The sequence below is a fragment of the Loigolactobacillus binensis genome (assembly GCF_005405165.1).
Lineage (GTDB): Bacteria > Bacillota > Bacilli > Lactobacillales > Lactobacillaceae > Loigolactobacillus > Loigolactobacillus binensis.
Window position 1 is genome coordinate 25853 of sequence record NZ_BJDN01000009.1, and the last position, 16875, is coordinate 42727.

General features: G+C 45.8%; 17 protein-coding genes. 14 read left to right on the forward strand and 3 right to left on the reverse strand.

The window, feature by feature from the left end:
• Nucleotides 1–498 precede the first annotated feature (498 nt).
• The 4 genes from FFM78_RS05780 (at nucleotide 499) to FFM78_RS05795 (ending at nucleotide 5191) form a co-directional block, all read left to right on the forward strand.
• Entirely contained in the window at nucleotides 499–1893 is a 1395-nt protein-coding gene (locus tag FFM78_RS05780) for a Na+/H+ antiporter NhaC family protein (RefSeq protein WP_137637497.1), read from the forward strand.
• Nucleotides 1894–1973: 80 nt separating this feature from the next.
• On the forward strand, nucleotides 1974–2540 hold the full coding sequence (locus FFM78_RS05785; RefSeq protein WP_137637550.1) for an NUDIX hydrolase: 567 nt from the start codon (nucleotides 1974–1976) through the stop codon (nucleotides 2538–2540).
• 58 nt (nucleotides 2541–2598) lie between these two features.
• Nucleotides 2599–3150, forward strand: a complete 552-nt coding sequence (locus tag FFM78_RS05790) for a sugar O-acetyltransferase (protein WP_137637498.1) — start codon at nucleotides 2599–2601, stop codon at nucleotides 3148–3150.
• A gap of 433 nt (nucleotides 3151–3583) precedes the next feature.
• Complete coding sequence (locus tag FFM78_RS05795) at nucleotides 3584–5191, forward strand: BCCT family transporter (protein ID WP_263390745.1); 1608 nt, start codon at nucleotides 3584–3586, stop codon at nucleotides 5189–5191.
• A 217-nt stretch (nucleotides 5192–5408) separates the two neighbouring features.
• Here FFM78_RS05795 and FFM78_RS05800 read toward each other — a convergent pair whose 3' ends face one another.
• Nucleotides 5409–5786: a YbaN family protein gene (locus FFM78_RS05800; protein ID WP_137637500.1), complete on the reverse strand. Its 378-nt coding sequence runs from the start codon at nucleotides 5784–5786 to the stop codon at nucleotides 5409–5411.
• 26 nt (nucleotides 5787–5812) lie between these two features.
• Nucleotides 5813–7126, reverse strand: a complete 1314-nt coding sequence (locus tag FFM78_RS05805) for a hemolysin family protein (protein WP_137637501.1) — start codon at nucleotides 7124–7126, stop codon at nucleotides 5813–5815.
• Between the two features lie 261 nt (nucleotides 7127–7387).
• Here FFM78_RS05805 and FFM78_RS13840 point away from each other — a divergent pair, with 261 nt between their 5' ends.
• Nucleotides 7388–7549 (forward strand): hypothetical protein, encoded by a 162-nt coding sequence (locus FFM78_RS13840; RefSeq protein ID WP_171001844.1) that lies wholly within the window; start codon nucleotides 7388–7390, stop codon nucleotides 7547–7549.
• 113 nt (nucleotides 7550–7662) lie between these two features.
• Here FFM78_RS13840 and FFM78_RS05810 read toward each other — a convergent pair whose 3' ends face one another.
• The gene (locus FFM78_RS05810) at nucleotides 7663–8103 is read right to left on the reverse strand and encodes an Hsp20/alpha crystallin family protein (protein ID WP_137637502.1); all 441 of its coding nucleotides are present in this window, start codon (nucleotides 8101–8103) and stop codon (nucleotides 7663–7665) included.
• A 343-nt stretch (nucleotides 8104–8446) separates the two neighbouring features.
• Here FFM78_RS05810 and FFM78_RS05815 point away from each other — a divergent pair, with 343 nt between their 5' ends.
• The 9 genes from FFM78_RS05815 (at nucleotide 8447) to FFM78_RS05855 (ending at nucleotide 16867) form a co-directional block, all read left to right on the forward strand.
• Nucleotides 8447–9613 (forward strand): betaine/proline/choline family ABC transporter ATP-binding protein, encoded by a 1167-nt coding sequence (locus tag FFM78_RS05815; protein WP_137637551.1) that lies wholly within the window; start codon nucleotides 8447–8449, stop codon nucleotides 9611–9613.
• Nucleotides 9610–10248 (forward strand): ABC transporter permease, encoded by a 639-nt coding sequence (locus tag FFM78_RS05820; RefSeq protein ID WP_137637503.1) that lies wholly within the window; start codon nucleotides 9610–9612, stop codon nucleotides 10246–10248. Before FFM78_RS05815 ends, FFM78_RS05820 begins: the two co-directional genes overlap by 4 nt.
• Nucleotides 10248–11177, forward strand: coding sequence for an osmoprotectant ABC transporter substrate-binding protein (locus FFM78_RS05825; RefSeq protein ID WP_137637504.1), 930 nt, complete (start codon nucleotides 10248–10250; stop codon nucleotides 11175–11177). Before FFM78_RS05820 ends, FFM78_RS05825 begins: the two co-directional genes overlap by 1 nt.
• Nucleotides 11177–11845 (forward strand): ABC transporter permease, encoded by a 669-nt coding sequence (locus FFM78_RS05830; RefSeq protein WP_137637505.1) that lies wholly within the window; start codon nucleotides 11177–11179, stop codon nucleotides 11843–11845. The genes FFM78_RS05825 and FFM78_RS05830 overlap by 1 nt, the downstream gene beginning before the upstream one ends.
• Nucleotides 11846–12401: 556 nt before the next feature.
• Nucleotides 12402–12941 carry a DNA-3-methyladenine glycosylase I gene (locus tag FFM78_RS05835; RefSeq protein WP_137637506.1) on the forward strand — a complete coding sequence of 180 codons (540 nt, stop codon included), beginning with the start codon at nucleotides 12402–12404 and terminating at the stop codon, nucleotides 12939–12941.
• Nucleotides 12942–13216: 275 nt separating this feature from the next.
• Complete coding sequence (gene pxpB, locus FFM78_RS05840; protein ID WP_137637507.1) at nucleotides 13217–13939, forward strand: 5-oxoprolinase subunit PxpB; 723 nt, start codon at nucleotides 13217–13219, stop codon at nucleotides 13937–13939.
• Entirely contained in the window at nucleotides 13939–14940 is a 1002-nt protein-coding gene (locus FFM78_RS05845) for a 5-oxoprolinase subunit C family protein (RefSeq protein ID WP_137637508.1), read from the forward strand. Before pxpB ends, FFM78_RS05845 begins: the two co-directional genes overlap by 1 nt.
• A gap of 194 nt (nucleotides 14941–15134) precedes the next feature.
• Nucleotides 15135–15536, forward strand: coding sequence for an acetyl-CoA carboxylase biotin carboxyl carrier protein (locus FFM78_RS05850; protein ID WP_171001845.1), 402 nt, complete (start codon nucleotides 15135–15137; stop codon nucleotides 15534–15536).
• Between the two features lie 11 nt (nucleotides 15537–15547).
• Nucleotides 15548–16867 carry an acetyl-CoA carboxylase biotin carboxylase subunit gene (locus tag FFM78_RS05855; RefSeq protein ID WP_137637510.1) on the forward strand — a complete coding sequence of 440 codons (1320 nt, stop codon included), beginning with the start codon at nucleotides 15548–15550 and terminating at the stop codon, nucleotides 16865–16867.
• Nucleotides 16868–16875: the final 8 nt, after the last annotated feature.

Below are 16875 nucleotides of genomic sequence, written 5' to 3' on the forward strand. Positions count from 1 at the left end.
TAATTTGTGACTAGTTGATTTGTAGTTGACGACGGTCAGGTGGCGTGATAGGATACAGTTAATTTATATCAGTGAACAAAGCAGAACAAGAAGTAGTCAATTTATCTGGGTGTCAGGAAGTCGGTGGTTGCTGCGAACCGATCAGGGTAAGTTGACCAAATACCGTTCTGGGTTCAAGCGGTTTTCAAGCGCCGATACTTGCTTGCAGAGTGGAGTTTTAGGCTCAATCTGGGTGGTACCACGGCATTTGTCGTCCCTGTTGCAAATTTGCAGCAGGGACTTTTTTTATACCCAGATCATTGCTTGGTATCCAAATTCGGCGTTTTTTTAAATATTAAGCCGGTGGTTGTACGGCCGGTTTAAATGACTTTGATATGAATTTTGAAATTGGGGGAAATTGAGATGCAACAGCATTGTGGTGGTAAGGCTCGTTATCGAAACTTAGCGTTTGATCTAAGTATGTCGCATTAATATTAAACGAATAGGTGGAGAAAAATAATGCAAAATAAAATGAAAAAATTGAGTTTTACTGAAGCGCTGACTGTTTTGGCCATTGTACTGGCAGTCATGGGGATCGGTGTGATCGGCTTTGGCCTATCACCGCAAGTGCCAGTTATGCTGGCGATGAGCTTGGTCATGGTTTGGGCGAAGTGGCGTCATTCAGATTGGGCTAGTGTCAATGTTGGGATCGCGGAAGGTATTGAAAAGGGAATCATCCCGATCTTTATTTTTATTTTGATCGGGGCTATGATCAGTACTTGGATCGCAGCGGGCACCATTCCGACGCTGATGGTGGTCGGCTTTAAGCTGATCAGTGTGCGTTGGTTCTTACCTTCGGTGTTTGTGGTCTGCGCATTAGTTGGTGCCGCCGTAGGGAGTACCTTTACCGTGGCCTCAACTGTTGGCTTAGCCTTCTTCGGTATGGGGATGACCATGAATTTGAATCCGGCTATGGTTGCCGGTGCGATTATTTCCGGTGGGATCATGGGTGATAAATTATCGCCGTTATCAGAAACCAATAATTTGGCGGCAGCCGTGGTCGATGTTGATCTGTTCACCCATATGCGCAACTTGTGGTGGTCAATTTTACCAGCTGGCGGCATCACGTTGATCATTTTCAGTTTTCTGGGGCACACCAGCACTAACGCAAGCTTAGCGCGGATCCAACAAACGGTTAGTATTTTAGACAAGAATTTTTCTATTTCGATTTGGGCGTTAGTGCCGATTGTTTTAGTTTTTGCTTGCGCGGCGTTGAAGATCCCAGCGATCCCGACAATGCTGTTAAATGTTTTTGTCACCACTGGTTTATTGTTAGTTGAGCAACCACATTTAGGCTTAAAAAATTTAGCCACGATCATCACCGATGGTTTTGTGGCGCATACCGGTAATGCCGGTGTGGATAAATTATTATCGCGTGGCGGGATCGTCAGCATGATGCCCACTGTGGCGTTGATCGTCTTGACGTTGTCATTAGGCGGGCTACTTGTGAAATTCGGGTTGATCGAAGCGGTAATGACGCCGGTCGCCGAACATTTAAACAACAGTGGCAAATTGATCATCGCTGGTTTGGCGGCTTGTATCGGGGTCAACTTGTTTGTTGGGGAACAATTTCTGTCGATCATTTTGCCAGGACGTGCCTTTAAGAAGGCGTTCAACCAAGGTGGACTTAGTGATGAGGCGCTGGGGCGTGTTTTGGAAGATGGCGGTACGGTGATCAATTATTTGGTTCCTTGGGGCGTTGGTGGCGTCTTTTTGGCTAATACCTTAGGCGTTCCTACCATTGAATACTTACCTTTTGTATTCTTTAGTTTATTGTGCCCGGTAATGTCCTTATTAAGCGGTTTTGTGGGAATTGGCTTACAGCGTGTTAAAACGCCGGTTAACTCGTTATAATAGAATCAAAGGCTGCCGAGTTGCTGAATGCGCCCGGCAGTTTTTATTTTTAATCTTTCAAGTAGAAGGGATCATCAATGATGTTAAAACTAACTAATGCTGGGCGCCGCGGCAAATTACTGACGGAAAAGACCCTTTATCGGGGTCCAATTTTTGATTTGGTGCAGCGCCACATTACGACGCCGGATCAAATAACCGTTCAACGGGACGTGATCTTGCATCAGCCGGCAGTAGCGATCTTAGCGTTGACCGCGGACCAGCAGGTGGTTGTCAATAGCGAGTACCGTGCAGGGGTCGATCAAGAAAGCATTGCGTTACCTGCCGGGTTGATCAATCCAAACGAAGCTGTCTTAACAGCGGCTAAGCGCGAATTAAGCGAAGAAACCGGCTATGTCGCCGCTAAGTTACAGGAACTGACCACCGTCACTTCGTCAGAGGGCTTTACGGACGAACGGGTAACGCTTGTGTTAGCCACCATTGATGCCAAGCACCGCGTTGCCACACATTTTGATGCGGATGAATTTGTCAACAGTCAATTAGTGCCATTCGCCGATTTAATTACTTTGATCCAAAAAGGGACCGTCCAATCTGCGCAAACTGTTGCTGCAGTTAGCTATTACTTGGCCTTTTGTCAAGCAGCACATTAAGTGTTATTTTTCTGCTAACCTAAACATTTAGTTGGAAGTATGGTAAGGTGATAGTATGATGAAGAAAACAGAGCGTGAGAAAATGACGGCTGGCGAAGCTTATCAGCAGTTTGATCCGGAATTGATCGAACGGCGTAAGCTGATCCGCCAGCAGTTAAAAGAAATTAACCCAATTGTTGACAATGAAGAACGTAATCGGCGGTTTAAGGCGTTATTGGCGGATACCGGGGATGACTTTTTTGTCGAAAGTGAATTTAAGTTTGATTATGGTTTTAATATTCACATCGGCGATCATTTTTACGGTAATTACGATATGACGTTTTTGGATACTTGTCCGATCACCATCGGCAGTCACTGCTATTTCGGACCTAATATTGGCTTGTATACGCCAGTTCATCCGTTAGATGCGGCGGCGCGCAACGCCGATGTTGAGCTGGGCAAGCCGATCACCATCGGCGATAGCTGCTGGTTTGGTGGCCGGGTGACTGTTTTGCCCGGCGTTACTTTAGGGAATGAAGTTGTGGTTGGGGCAGGTTCTGTCGTCACAAAATCTTTTCCTGATAAGGTCGTGATCGCCGGCAATCCAGCCCGGATTATTAAACAGCTTTAACGAAAACGTGTTAAAAAAGCATGGTTTTCCGCTTAGTCACGCTTGTCAAGTAATCCACTACGTGAATTATTCGTCAAGCTAGGCTAATGCTCAAAACATGAGCGCCTTTTTTAACACTCGGCAAAAGGTCACGAATTCCTTGAGCTCAATTTAAATTGAGTAATCTTAATTCCATAAAAAAAGAAAGAAGGCAATACTGCGACTGGATCTTACCTAGAACGGGGGCAACCTCGCGTGGCACTATATGTACCGGTGATCAAGGATGAATCCGGGAATTAACGACTGGGGACTGGGCGCAAGTGTTTAGGCACTTGCTAACGCTTAAGCAGATTTTTTGCTTGCAGCACCAGGACGAATCAGTAATTTTCCACTAGGGCACGTCGGTTGTGGGCGTGTTTTCAGGCGCAGGTTTATAATTTTAAAAGCAAAACAAATTGATCGAACCGTTTTTGTACCAACTGTGAGTCTGTTCGTGTTGATGTCGGCGGCGTTACTACTCGGTGGGCATTCATTGCAACACTGGTTAGCGTCATTAATGGATGGTATTACGACTAACATGGGCTGGCTGTTCTTCGGTGTATATATTCTGAACTTCGTTTTTTTTGTTTACTTAGCGACCAGCCATTTTGGTAAAATTCGCTTAGGCAAGCCAACGGATAAACCCAAGTATAATAATTTTCAGTGGGGCAGTATGGTTTTTGCGACAGCGATCGATGCCAGTATTTTAATGTTAAGTATGGTTGATCCGCTGCGGGCAGTTGCCCATCCGGCGTTTAATGTGAAGCCCTTTTCCCATATGGCGTACCTCGATGCCAGTATGTTTGGTCAGTTTGATTGGGGACCAATGGCGTGGATGATGTTTGCGTCAGCGACGATCGCGATTGGCTATGCCATGTATAATAAGCATCGCCAGGTGCAACGTTTAAGTGAGGCCATTACTTTATTGGATGGCCAGCAAGGCTACAAAAAGGCTTTACGCACGTTTGTCGATTTCTTAGTCGTCGTCGGCATTATGGGTGGGATCGGATCTTCTGTTGGTTTGGAGATTCCGATTTTAGCAACTGTTGTCCACAGCTTTACCGGTGTACCAGATAACTTTATGTTGAAGCTATTTTTGTTTGCTATTTTGTTTATCTTGTTTGCGGTAACTGTTTTTGCTGGACTTGAAGGTGGGATCGACCGGCTAAGTGCCGCCCATATTTGGACAGCCGTCGGTTTCTTGGTTTTCGTTTTGGTCTTAGGCCCAACTTTATTTATTGCGCGTTCCGAGATCGGCAACTTAGGGCACCTGATTACTCGGTTTGTTCCGTTAAGCACAGGCTTTGTTGGTAAAGGCGCCGTCACCACCAACGCCAACACCATTTTCTATTGGGGTTGGTGGTTGTCCTACATGCCATTTACGGGTCTGTTCATCGCGCGGATCTCAAAGGGACGGACGATTCGGCAAATTGTTGTTGGCATGTTATTATTTGGTGCCTTAGGGTGCATGAGTTTCTATGCCATTCTCGGTGGCTACTCATTGTATCTGCAGCATAGTGGCATCGTCAACTTAGTTCAGATCTTAAATACCCAAGGTCAGGCGGCGGTGATCGCTAAAGTTTTGAGCACGCTACCCTTTAAGGCGGCTGTTTTGATTTTTTATGCGTTATCCTGCTTTATTTTCTTGGCTACCACGATCTCATCATCGGCTTTCATCGTTTCTTCATTGACTAGCTTGAAGTTAAAAGCGGGCCAAGATCCTAGTCGTTTTAACCGGATGATCTGGGTTGGTGTCTTTATTCTCTTTTCAATGGGCATCGTAGTTGTCGGCGGGTTTAAAACCGTGCAGACGATCTGTATTCTCGCCGGCTTGCCGCTGATCTTTGTCTGTATATTATTGCTGGGTTCGATCGTTCAAATGGTTCGGGCCGATCAAACCGTTTATGCTACTAAGCGAACTCGTGCTGGCTTGGAGCGCGATGCCGAGTTACAGGTGCAAAGTCTGCGGCACAAGCAGCAGCGTAAAGCGCAACATAGTGGCTTGGCGCCAGTGAGGTATTAAAGTTAATGCAGTCCACGGCTTGTTTGGCGACTGCTAAAAAGATTCACTAATGACACACTTAAAGGCACCTAAAGTAGCGGATAATCGCCACTTTAGGTGCCTTTTAAATTTATTTTGGGGGACTTTGCTGGTGAAAACAGACTTAATGGCAAGCCACTTAGCCCCAAGTTAATGACATTGCCCTTAAGGTGAATTTCCGAAATTAAATTGATGCTGATCATTCTGCGGAATTTGTTGTTGGGCGCTTTTTTAAATACCAACTTAAACCGCCGACCAAACTAAGATAAATGATGCCGAGCAAAATTCGGATCAGGTGGTGGTCAACGAGAATGGCCGAGACGAGAAAGACAAGCCCCATCATGGCAAACATCCGCCGTTTACTGCGCGGGGTCATTCGTTTTTCTAGGAAGGGTGTCACGTATGCCTGATAAGCAGGCAGCTTGATCAATTTGGCATTCAATTTTGGTGAGCTACGACACCAGAAAAAACCGGTCAGCAGGTAGAAAACGGTGGTTGGTAATAGGGGCAAAAAAATACCTAAGGTGCCGAAGATAAAAGTGATGGTGCCAAATAATAGATAAGCATATTTTTTCATGTGGGAACCATCCTTTATTGGGGGATTTAGGCTTCACTGGCTGCTTCGTGTTGCGTAACGTTGATCCAAGTGATGTGCTGATTATCGCCAGTTTCCGCAACGGTCAAGGTGAAAGTATCGACGTTTAGTTGTTCGTGTAGCTTGATCGTCGGTTGTTGCGCCAGCAGATAACCAGATAAGGTCACCGCGTTGCTTTCTTCAAAGGACAGGATCCGCGTTTTAAAAGCGACTTCAAAATCGCTGAGCGTGATTTTGCCGTTGACCCGATAACTGCCGTCGGCCTGTTTCTGAACATAGTCTTTATCGCGATCATTTTCGTCTTGGATATCGCCTAGTAATTCTTCATTAATATCTTCATCCGTGATAATGCCAGCGGTGCCCCCATATTCGTCAGTGACTAACGCAAAGGGGGACTTTGTGCGAACCATCATGCGGTAAATTTCGTTGATCAGCATGCCTTCAGGTACGCGGGCAATGGGCCGAATCAAAGTTTGTACTGAGACGGTGGCGTCAGCCGCATTTTGCTTAGCTAGATCGTAGGCGTAAACATAGCCGCGGACTTGATCACGATTTTGCCCAACCATTACGGGAAACCGCGTCAGGCCAGTTTTCAAATAGTGCTGATAAGCGGTAGCAACGTCAACTTGATCACTGATAAAACTAGCCGAAGTTCGATCAACCATCACATCTTTGGCGGCCCGATCGTTAAAATCAAAGCCCCGGGAAATAAATTTGGCGTCGTCAGGATCGATGGTACCGCCTTGAACTGCCTCCCGGGTGATCCCAAGAATTTCGGCTTGGGTGAAGATATCCTCGCTTTCTGTAGCTACAGTGTAGCCCAGTAATTTCAGCACCAAAGCCGCCGATAGATTCATGAACCAGACTAGCGGGAAGGCAACCTTTTGAAAGCCGCTTACTGGCCGCGTGATCAACAACGCAATTTTATTTGGGCGGTCGATCGCCATTGATTTAGGCACTAATTCGGTGAGCACCACTTCTAAATAGGTCAAAACGATCACACTGACAGTGGACAACAGCCAGTTTTCTGGCAGGTCGATCCCAAACTCGGCGAATAGTAAGATAATGGTTTCCGACAAGGTACTTTCCCCGATCGCCCCCATTAAGATCCCGGTAAAGGTGATCGCTACCTGCGTTGTTGACAGCGTATCGTTTAATTTTTCCAATAAATTAAGGGTGACCTTGGCGGTACGGTTACCGTCTTTGATCAAGCCTTTTAAATAGGATGGGCGAACTTTTAGAACTGAAAATTCTGCTGCTACGAAAATAGCGGCGATAAAGCCGACAACGATGATGATCAGCCAATTAATTAATAAGCTCATGGGCTGCCTCCAGTAAATTTAATTTAGAGTATGGGTAGAAGCAATAGTGTTTCTAAACACAATATAACGATTGATAAAAGCAACTAAAAAACCGTTCTAGTTACCATTATTTTAGCGGATTCGTTGACATTACGCTACTTATCTAAATTTTTTGTTTAAAACACCGTCTAAAGTCGTAGCCAAAAATCGACAAAAAGCGCGATTTTAATTTCTTAATTTTTGGTTAAGCTAAATAGTGAAGCTTAAACGGGAGGCGACACCATGCGATTACTAAAGCGTTTTGATTTTTGGTTGGCCGTGGTTTTTGTTGGATTATTTATTATTTGTTTACCGCATAATGTTGAGGAGATCCATTGGCTAAGCCTAATGTTAACGGCGACAGGGGCTTTGTTGGCCAGTATTAGTGCGGCAAGGGAATTATAAAGTACATATTAGCAGATGCGCCGGTTAGATGCGCCACGCGCTAAACTAGCAGCGGCCATAAAAAAAGCTTTCGTCATTTGGCGAAAGCTTTCATTAAAATAAAACGTTAAAAGTTACTGAATTTCGATCTGATGTTTAGTGGCCGCAGCGGATTTTGGCAAGGTGATCGTTAAAACGCCAGCGCTGTATTTTGCGGTGATCTTAGCTTGGTCAACGTTGGGCAACTGATATTGCCGTGAAAATTGACCATAGTGGCGTTCGCGATGAACTAATTGATCGTTTTCATCACGTTCATCCGTTTTTTGTTCACTTTTAGCACTGACCGTTAAAATATCGTTTTGATAATCGATTTGCAAGTTCTTCTTATCAACGCCAGGTAGATCAATCGTTGCTACGTAGGCCTGGTCGCTTTCTTTGATATCCGTACGCATGGTGTCATCAAATTCGGGAGCTTGAAAACCGTCAGCGAAGAAGCTACGCGCTAGCCGATTGAAAAAGCGTCCTGCACCGAAATCCATCAAGTCATTTTGCCGATTCATTAAATCATTTGCCATAACGAAAGCCTCCATTTATTTTTGTTTTGCAGGTCCTTTAATTACCTTACAAATTCTATTATAGTCAAAGAAGGTCAAACGTCCAACAATTAGCACTCAAAACTTTTGAGTGCTAATTTGCAATTGTTGATTTATTCCGCAATAATAGAGGCTAGAACCGACTTTAAACCGTTTTCGTCAGCCGCAAGTACCGTGTGTTTTTTTGCAATTAGGCGGCAAGTATGTTTACCATATAAGAGTGTATTTTTACGTTGCTTATGTCAGTAACCACTGTTAGCACCGTTATTAAGTGTTAATTTAACCAAACAAGGCTCAGTAGATGAACAGAGAAGGTGATGAACAAATGGTATTACTAAAAATGTCCCATTTAAATAAGATTTATGGTGACGTCAAGGCAGTCGACGATTTTAATATGGAGATTGAAAAGGGTGAATTTATTTGTTTTATCGGGACGTCTGGTTCAGGTAAAACAACAACGATGCGGATGATCAATCGCATGTTACACCAAACTTCCGGCACCATTGAAATCAACGGTGAAGATATTGCCAAAATGGATCCGGTGAAGTTACGCCGCAAAATTGGCTACGTGATTCAAAATATTGGGCTAATGCCGCATATGACTATTCGGGATAATATTACTTTAGTACCGAAATTATTAAAATGGTCCGAAGAAAAACGCAATGCCAAGGCTGAAGAGATGATCAAGCTAGTCGAATTACCAGTTGATTATTTGGATCGTTATCCGGCCGAATTATCTGGTGGCCAGCAGCAACGAATTGGTGTTGTCCGGGCACTAGCAGCTGATCAGGACATCATTTTAATGGATGAACCGTTTGGCGCGTTGGACCCGATCACCCGGGAATCATTGCAGGATCTGGTTAAAGATCTGCAAGAGCGCCTAGGTAAAACGTTTATTTTTGTGACCCATGATATGGATGAGGCGTTGACCTTGGCGACACGGATCGTGATCATGTCGCATGGTAAACAAGTTCAGGTGGATACACCGGATAATATTTTGCGCCACCCGAAGGATGAGTTTGTGGAAAGTTTGATCGGGCAAGAACGGTTGATCCAAGCGCGGCCCAGCATTACCACTGTCGGTCAAGTTGCGACTAAGGCGGTTTCTGCACGCGAGACCCAAACCCTAAAGGAAGCACTAGGTGAAATGCATACCAAGCGGGTTGATACCTTGCTGGTCACTGATGATGCTGGGGTTCTGCGCGGCTTTGTCGGTATTGAACAGATCAACCAATATTACGGAACTGGTAAAGCAATTGGTGATATTATGAACAAAAATATCTTCTACGTTAAGGAAGATTCTGTGATCCGTGATACTGTGGAAAGAATTTTGAAGCGTGGTTTTAAAAACGTGCCGGTGATCGATCATGATCATCATTTAGTGGGCATCGTTACTCGGGCAACCTTGGTTGATATGGTGTATGACGCACTTTGGGGTGATTCCGATAAGGCAGACGCTGCTGATGCAACCGAGGCAGGTGATCAAGCGTGATCACATTCTTTCAAGAATTTGGCGGTCAATTATTGCTGAAAACGTGGCAGCATATTTACATTTCGGCAATTGCGCTATTCCTAGGCGTGATCGTGGCCATTCCATTAGGCGTATTGTTGACCCGGTATAAAAAAATTGCTGGCTTCACCATTGGACTAGCCAGTGTGTTACAGACGATTCCCGCAATGGCGCTGTTGGCGATGATGATCCCTTTGTTTGGGATCGGGGCCTTGCCGGCTATTGTGGCGTTATTCATTTATTCGCTATTACCGATCCTACGCAATACTTATTTAGGTATGGAAAACGTTGATCCTACCTTACGGGATGCGGCTAAAGGCATGGGGATGAGTAACCTGCAGTCGATCATGCAAGTTGAATTACGGATGGCGGCACCGGTGATCATGGCCGGGGTGCGTTTATCGGCGACTTACGTTATTGCGTGGACCGCATTGGCTTCCTATATTGGTGCTGGTGGCTTAGGGGACTTTATTTTTAATGGGTTGAATTTGTACCGGCCCGACTTGATTTTAGGTGGGTCGATCCCGGTTATTATTTTAGCGCTGATCGTTGATTTTCTACTGGGGCGTTTAGAATTATTACTAACACCGCGCACGAAACAGGAGGGGAGCCGCTAATGCGTAAGCATAAATTAACTAAATTAACGGTGCTCTTTTTAGCATTAGTCACCGTGCTGGCAGGGTGTGGTTTTCCCGGTTTAAGCAGTAGCAGCAAGGATACCGTTAAAATTGCGGCCCAAAATACCACCGAACAGCAGATCATGGCTGCCGTTTTACAACAAATGATCGAGCACTATTCAAATTTAAAAACGACGGTGATCAGTAATTTAGGTTCTGGAACGGTTAGTTTTCAGGCACAAAAACGCGGTGATGCTGATTTGACGGCGATTCGTTATAACGGCACTGACTTTCAAACTGTGTTAAATAAATCTGGGGTCACCGATCCGCAGAAGGTCGACCAAATGGTGCGCAAAGAATTTGAACAGAAGTACCATATGACTTATTTTCCGAGTTACGGTTTTGCGGACACATATCAATTCATGGTGACGCAGGCGTACGCTAAAAAACATAATTTAAATACGGTTAGTGATTTGAAAAAAATCGCGCCGCAAATGCGGGTCGGGATCGACCAAATTTGGATGAATCGGCATGGCGACGGCTATTCTGGCTTCCAGAAGCGCTATGGTTTCTCTTTTGGCAGTGTTTACCCAATGCAGATCGGCTTGGTTTACAACGCCTTAGCTAGTGGCAAAATGGATTCTGTACTGGGCTATTCAACTGATGGCCGGATCGGTAGCTATAATTTGAAGCTATTAAAAGATAATTTACACTTCTTCCCACCTTATAATGCCAGTGTTGTCGTCAACGATGCGGCCTTGAAGCGGCACCCACAATTAAAAGGTATTTTGCACCGGTTAGATGGTAAAATTCCGTTGAAGACCATGCAACGTTTGAATTACAAAGTGGACAATAATTTACAGGAACCTTCTGTCGTTGCTGAACAATTTTTGAAGCAGAACAATTATTTTGAAGGGAGTGGCGATTAATGCAAAACATGAATGTTTTAGAGCAATTGGGTTACTATTTTGCCCATAATGGTATGTACGTGTTGGATCAATTCAGTCGCCACTTCTTGATCTCGATTTATGGGGTGCTATTAGCGGCGATCGTCGGTATTCCCATTGGGATTTTGATCGCGCGTTACCGCAAATTAAGTACCTGGGTGATCGGTGTGGCCAACGTGATTCAAACGATTCCGTCGTTGGCAATGTTGTCGATCGTTATGTTAGGACTTGGCTTAGGCGTCAATACGGTGATCGTCACGGTTTTCTTGTACGCATTGTTGCCGATCATTAAAAACACGTATACTGGCATGGTCAATGTTAGCCACGACGTGCTGGATGCTGGCAAAGGAATGGGCATGACCCGCATTCAGGTGCTCCGAATGATTGAATTACCGTTGTCGTTATCGGTGATCATGGCCGGGTTACGTAATGCTTTAGTGCTAGCAATTGGGATCACCGCAATTGGTTCTTTCGTCGGTTCTGGTGGTTTAGGCGACATTATTATTCGGGGAACTAACGCAACCAACGGCGGCGCCATTATTTTAGCCGGTGCGTTGCCGACTGCGCTGATGGCGATTATTTCTGACTTAGTGCTTGGTTTCTTTGAAAAACGCTTTGATCCAAGTAATCGAAAAGCAGAGCAAAATTAGCCGAGTGTAATCGCTTGCAAAAATATACCGGACCTGATATATTTAAATCAAGGAAGACGGAGAGACTAATTAGGGATGATGAGTTAATCATCACCGTAGAGACGCCAGCGTGAGATTGCGTAGAAAAACAATTAGCGCTGTGCTAAGTTAGTCAAGCTAGTAGGATAACGAATCGTATCGTGCTACGTGAAAGGTAGCGTAACGGCGCTGATCGCGGGATCAGGTTATCACGAAAGCGATCGTGATCGAGTCAGATCACTGAAAATTGGTCTCGGAAGTTGTCTTCCGCTAGTATCGATCCGCAGGTGCACGCAGGCCTGCGGTTTTTTGTTGTCAATTAAAGAAATGCGGTTACCTTTTGCCGGTATTATTTAGCAGGCGCTGCGTGATAAAAGCTTTATGTGGGCTTAAGCGCAAAGTAGCACCGGGGCTTAACTCGGCGGCTTGCGCTATTAGTTAACGTTGGTAACCACCGTAAGCCGTCTGCCTTATGGAACATATTTTATATATTATTTGGAAGCATAAACAAGAAGTGTGCAGTGGAGGGGTTAAATCAATGCAAAAAGATGATCAAAAGCAGTGGACCGGTAATGGCACTCACGAATATTCGGCTTACTTTGGCACGCCTACCCATGATGATCACATTTTATTTGAACTGCTGACGGTTGGCGTGTTCCAAGTTGGGTTAAGCTGGCAGGCGGCGGCTAGTAAATTGCCGCGTTATCGGCGTGATTTTGCTGGAATGGAAATTCAGGCGGTGGCGGCTTTTAGTGAATTAGATGTGGAGCGGATCGCCGCGGATCCAGCAATGATTCGTAATCCGCGTAAAATTCAGGCCACGATCACGAACGCACAGGCTATATTAGCGGTGCAAAAAGAATTCGGTAGCTTCGCTAATTATTTATGGCAGTTTGTTGCTGGTGTGCCGCTGCTGATCACTTACGTTGAGCCCGATGAAGTCGATAATCACTCACCGTTAGCCAGTCGGGTTGCGCAAGATATGAAACGGCGCGGATTTAAATTTGTTGGGCCGGTGGTGACCCATATGTTTATGAAGGCCGCTGGTTTGATTCAAGATGAAATTTTAGATCAATAATGTGGATGGACGGACCCGAAGTGGCTTAAGGCACTCTTCGGGTCCTTTTTTTGTGGCCTGATTTATCTGTTCGTCAAATTTTAAACCGGCACGACCCCGTTTTTGTTAAGTGTAACTATTTTTAAATGTTAGTAAAGCTGCCATACCAGTATTTGGTTGCTTAATAGTTTAATTTCTAATTAAAATTAGATTTGATAATTATGAGGATTTTAATTATAATCTAATTTATAGATCTCACGACGACCTATTTTGATCAACCAAGGAGGTAGTCATTCTTGTTACCCTACGAATTAATTCCAGCCAGCGATCAAGCCTTAAACGTAACTTTTGCCAATCAAATCGATCCGCAGATCAATTTGATCATCAGCCGCTTAACGGCCGCTTTACAGCCGCATTCGGAAATTACGGCGTTGTTGCCGGCGTTTCGAACGTTAACTGTTTTTTATCAGCCCTTACTGACTAGCTTGGCCCAGATCAAGGAATTAGTTACCACTACGATCAGTGAATTAGATCTGCAACCCAATAAACAGGTCAAAGTTGTGCATATTCCAGTTTGCTATACACCGGAATTTGGGCCTGACCTAACTCATGTAGCCGCACACGCCAAAATCAGTGTTACAGAATTAATTCAACGCCACACACAGCCTAATTATCTGATTTATATGTTAGGTTTTCTGCCAGGATTTGCCTATTTAGGCGGCCTAGATCCGCGAATTGCGATGCCCCGCTTAGCTTCACCCCGGGCAACAATTCCGGCAGGGGCAGTGGGGATCGCTGGTGAACAAACTGGCATGTACCCAGTTGTTTCGCCTGGTGGCTGGCAATTGATCGGCCGCACCCCACTTAAATTATTTGCCGGGCAGCGTGCGCAGCCATTACTTTATCAGGCCGGTGATTATATTCATTTTGATGCGATCACACCAAGTGAATTTAAGCAGATCGCGACGGCACCAGAAACTTATACCTTACAGATCACACAGGAGCAGGTGAAAGATTAATGACACTGACGATTTTGAATGGTGGCTTATTGACAACGGTTCAGGATGCCGGACGGTTGACGCAGCAGGCCAGTGGCTTTGGTGTTGCTGGAGTGATGGATCCGTGGGCATTTCAATTAGCTAATTTGTTAGTTGCAAATTCACCACAAGCGGCGGTTTTGGAAATAACCAGCGTTGGGCCGACCCTGCAATTTAATCAGAATTGTGTGATTGCTTTAACTGGTGCCACTGGTCAGGCAAGCTTGGATGGCGTAGCCTTTCCTTTTTACCGTGCACAATTGGTTCAAGCGGGGCAGCGTTTGGCCATCAAGCAATTAACTAATGGTTTGCGCAGCTATCTAGCGGTAGCGGGGGGCATCGCCGTGCCAGAAGTGATGGGCAGCCGGGCTACCAGCACGCGCTACCAGCTAGGTGGTTTTCATGGTCGCACGTTACAAAGCGGCGATGTTTTACCGCTAGCAACTGACACAGCCTATATTCCTAGTTATGGTAGTCGTCAATTAACGGCGCCAACTTACGCTACAAAACAAATTACAGTGCGGGTCACCCCAGGGCCGCAATTTGATCAATTCAGTACCGCGGTGCAGCAAGCTTTTGTTCAACGCGCGTTTACGATCAGTGACGCCGCCGACCGGATGGGCTACCGGCTAACTGGCAATCAATTAAAAGTTCCACAAACCGGTAATTTACTGTCAGAAGGTACTTTCTTCGGTGGGATTCAGGTGCCCCAAAATGGTGAGCCGATCATTTTACTGGCTGATCGACAAACAACTGGCGGTTATCCGGTGATCGCCGTGGTGGCCAGTATTGATTTACCGTTACTTGCGCAAGCACGCCCTGGCATGACCATTAAATTTACTAGAATAACAATTGAAGCTGCACAACAATTATTGCAAAAACAGCAGCAACACTTAACGACTTTGACCCAGCAAGTACAGCGACCCAGTGGACATGACTTAAGCCCACGGATCGCCGCTAGCCGGATCGCGCGGTTATTTTAAAGTAGCGTTGCGTGAGCTACGCCGGCCAGCGCCTGTAACAAAGATTTTTAGAATAAAAATCTACCTTAATTTGTGAAGTAGAGCCATGTTTCAACTCAGCGGTCTGCGCTGTAAGTTGAATGGTCATCGTCCGTAACAACCGAGATTTTTAGGATAAAAATCTACCTAATTTGTGAAGTAGAGGAATGAGCGGAATGAAAATAGAAGAAATCAAAGCATTAATGGATCATATGGCTGCCAGTGGGTTAAATTCACTGGTATATCGTGACGGTCAGACCACCTTGAAATTGACTAAAACGGCTGCCCCGGTTGCGTCGGCCGCAAAGCCGACACCTGCAGTGCAACAACCCACAGTGGCGCCTAAAAAGACCTTGAAGGCGCCGTTGGTCGGAATTTTTTATGCCTCAGCTACGCCTGATGATGAGCCTTTTGTTAAAGCTGGGACCACCGTTAAAGTCGGTCAAACCATTGGTATTATTGAGGCCATGAAAATGATGCATGAAGTTAAGGCCGACCAGGCTGGCACGATCACCCAAGTTTTAGTGGGCAACGAGCAACGTGTCGGCTTCGATGATCCGTTATTTGAACTAGATTAGGAAGTGAGTTCGTGAAAAAAGTATTGGTGGCTAATCGCGGTGAAATTGCGGTTCGTATTATTCGAGCCTGCCGGGAACTAGGCCTAGCCACGGTGGCGATTTATTCAACGGCGGATAAAACTGCGCTACACGTGCAATTAGCTGATGAAGCGATTTGTGTTGGCCCCGCGGACCCGCAAAAGAGTTACCTGAACATTGATCAGATCGTGGCGGCGGCGCTGGCTTTGGGCGCTGATGCTGTTCACCCGGGTTACGGCTTTTTATCGGAAAATGCTGCCTTTGCGCAGCGCTGTGAAGAGCAGCAGTTGACTTTTATCGGTCCGGCGGCCAAAGTGATCGCGCAGATGGGTGACAAAGCGGCGGCTCGCGAAATCATGCAAGCAGCTGGCGTGCCGGTGATCCCTGGAAGTCCCGAAGGCTTCACCGAGCAACAAGTTGGGGCGCAGATGGCGGCTACAGTCGGTTACCCGGTGATGCTCAAAGCAGCTGCCGGTGGTGGTGGTAAAGGGATGCGGGTGATCACCACGCCTGAACAGTTTAGCCATGAATTTCAATTAGCCCAAAGTGAGGCTGAGAAATCCTTTGCTGACGGCGAAATGTATTTAGAAAAATTTATTGAGCGGCCCCGCCATATTGAAGTCCAAATTATTGGCGATACGCACGGCCAAGTTTTAGTTTTAGGCGAACGTGATTGTTCACTACAGCAACATCATCAGAAAATGATCGAGGAAGCACCTAGTGATGTGCTGGATGATGCTACCCGGCAACAAATGTTTCAAACGTCGATCACAGCGGCTCAGGCGATCCATTATGTTGGTGCCGGCACAATCGAGTTTTTATATGCGGGACCGGGCAAATTTTATTTTATGGAAATGAATACGCGGGTGCAGGTGGAGCATCCGATCACTGAGTTGATCACCAGCCAAGATATTGTGGCGCTTCAATTGCAGGTGGCGGCTGGGCAAGCATTGCCGGCGCAAACACCTGTGATCCATGGTCATGCCCTGGAATGCCGCATTAACGCCACAACTCCTGGGCGGATCACTGGGCTACATTTACCAGGGGGCAATGGGATTCGTGTTGATACGGCGCTCTATCCTGGTTATGTGGTGCCGGCGGATTACGATGCAATGATCGCGAAGGTGATCGTTTATGCGGCTGATCGTGCGACGGCGGTGGCTAAAATGCGTGCTGCGATCGGGGAAACGGTGATCAGCGGCATTGAAACGAATTTAGACTTTTTGGCGCAATTGCTGGCGGCACCGGCTTATTTGGCTGATGAGATCAATATTACGTTCATTGATGAATTTGTGGCAGCACAGTCAAAGTAGGAGGTCTT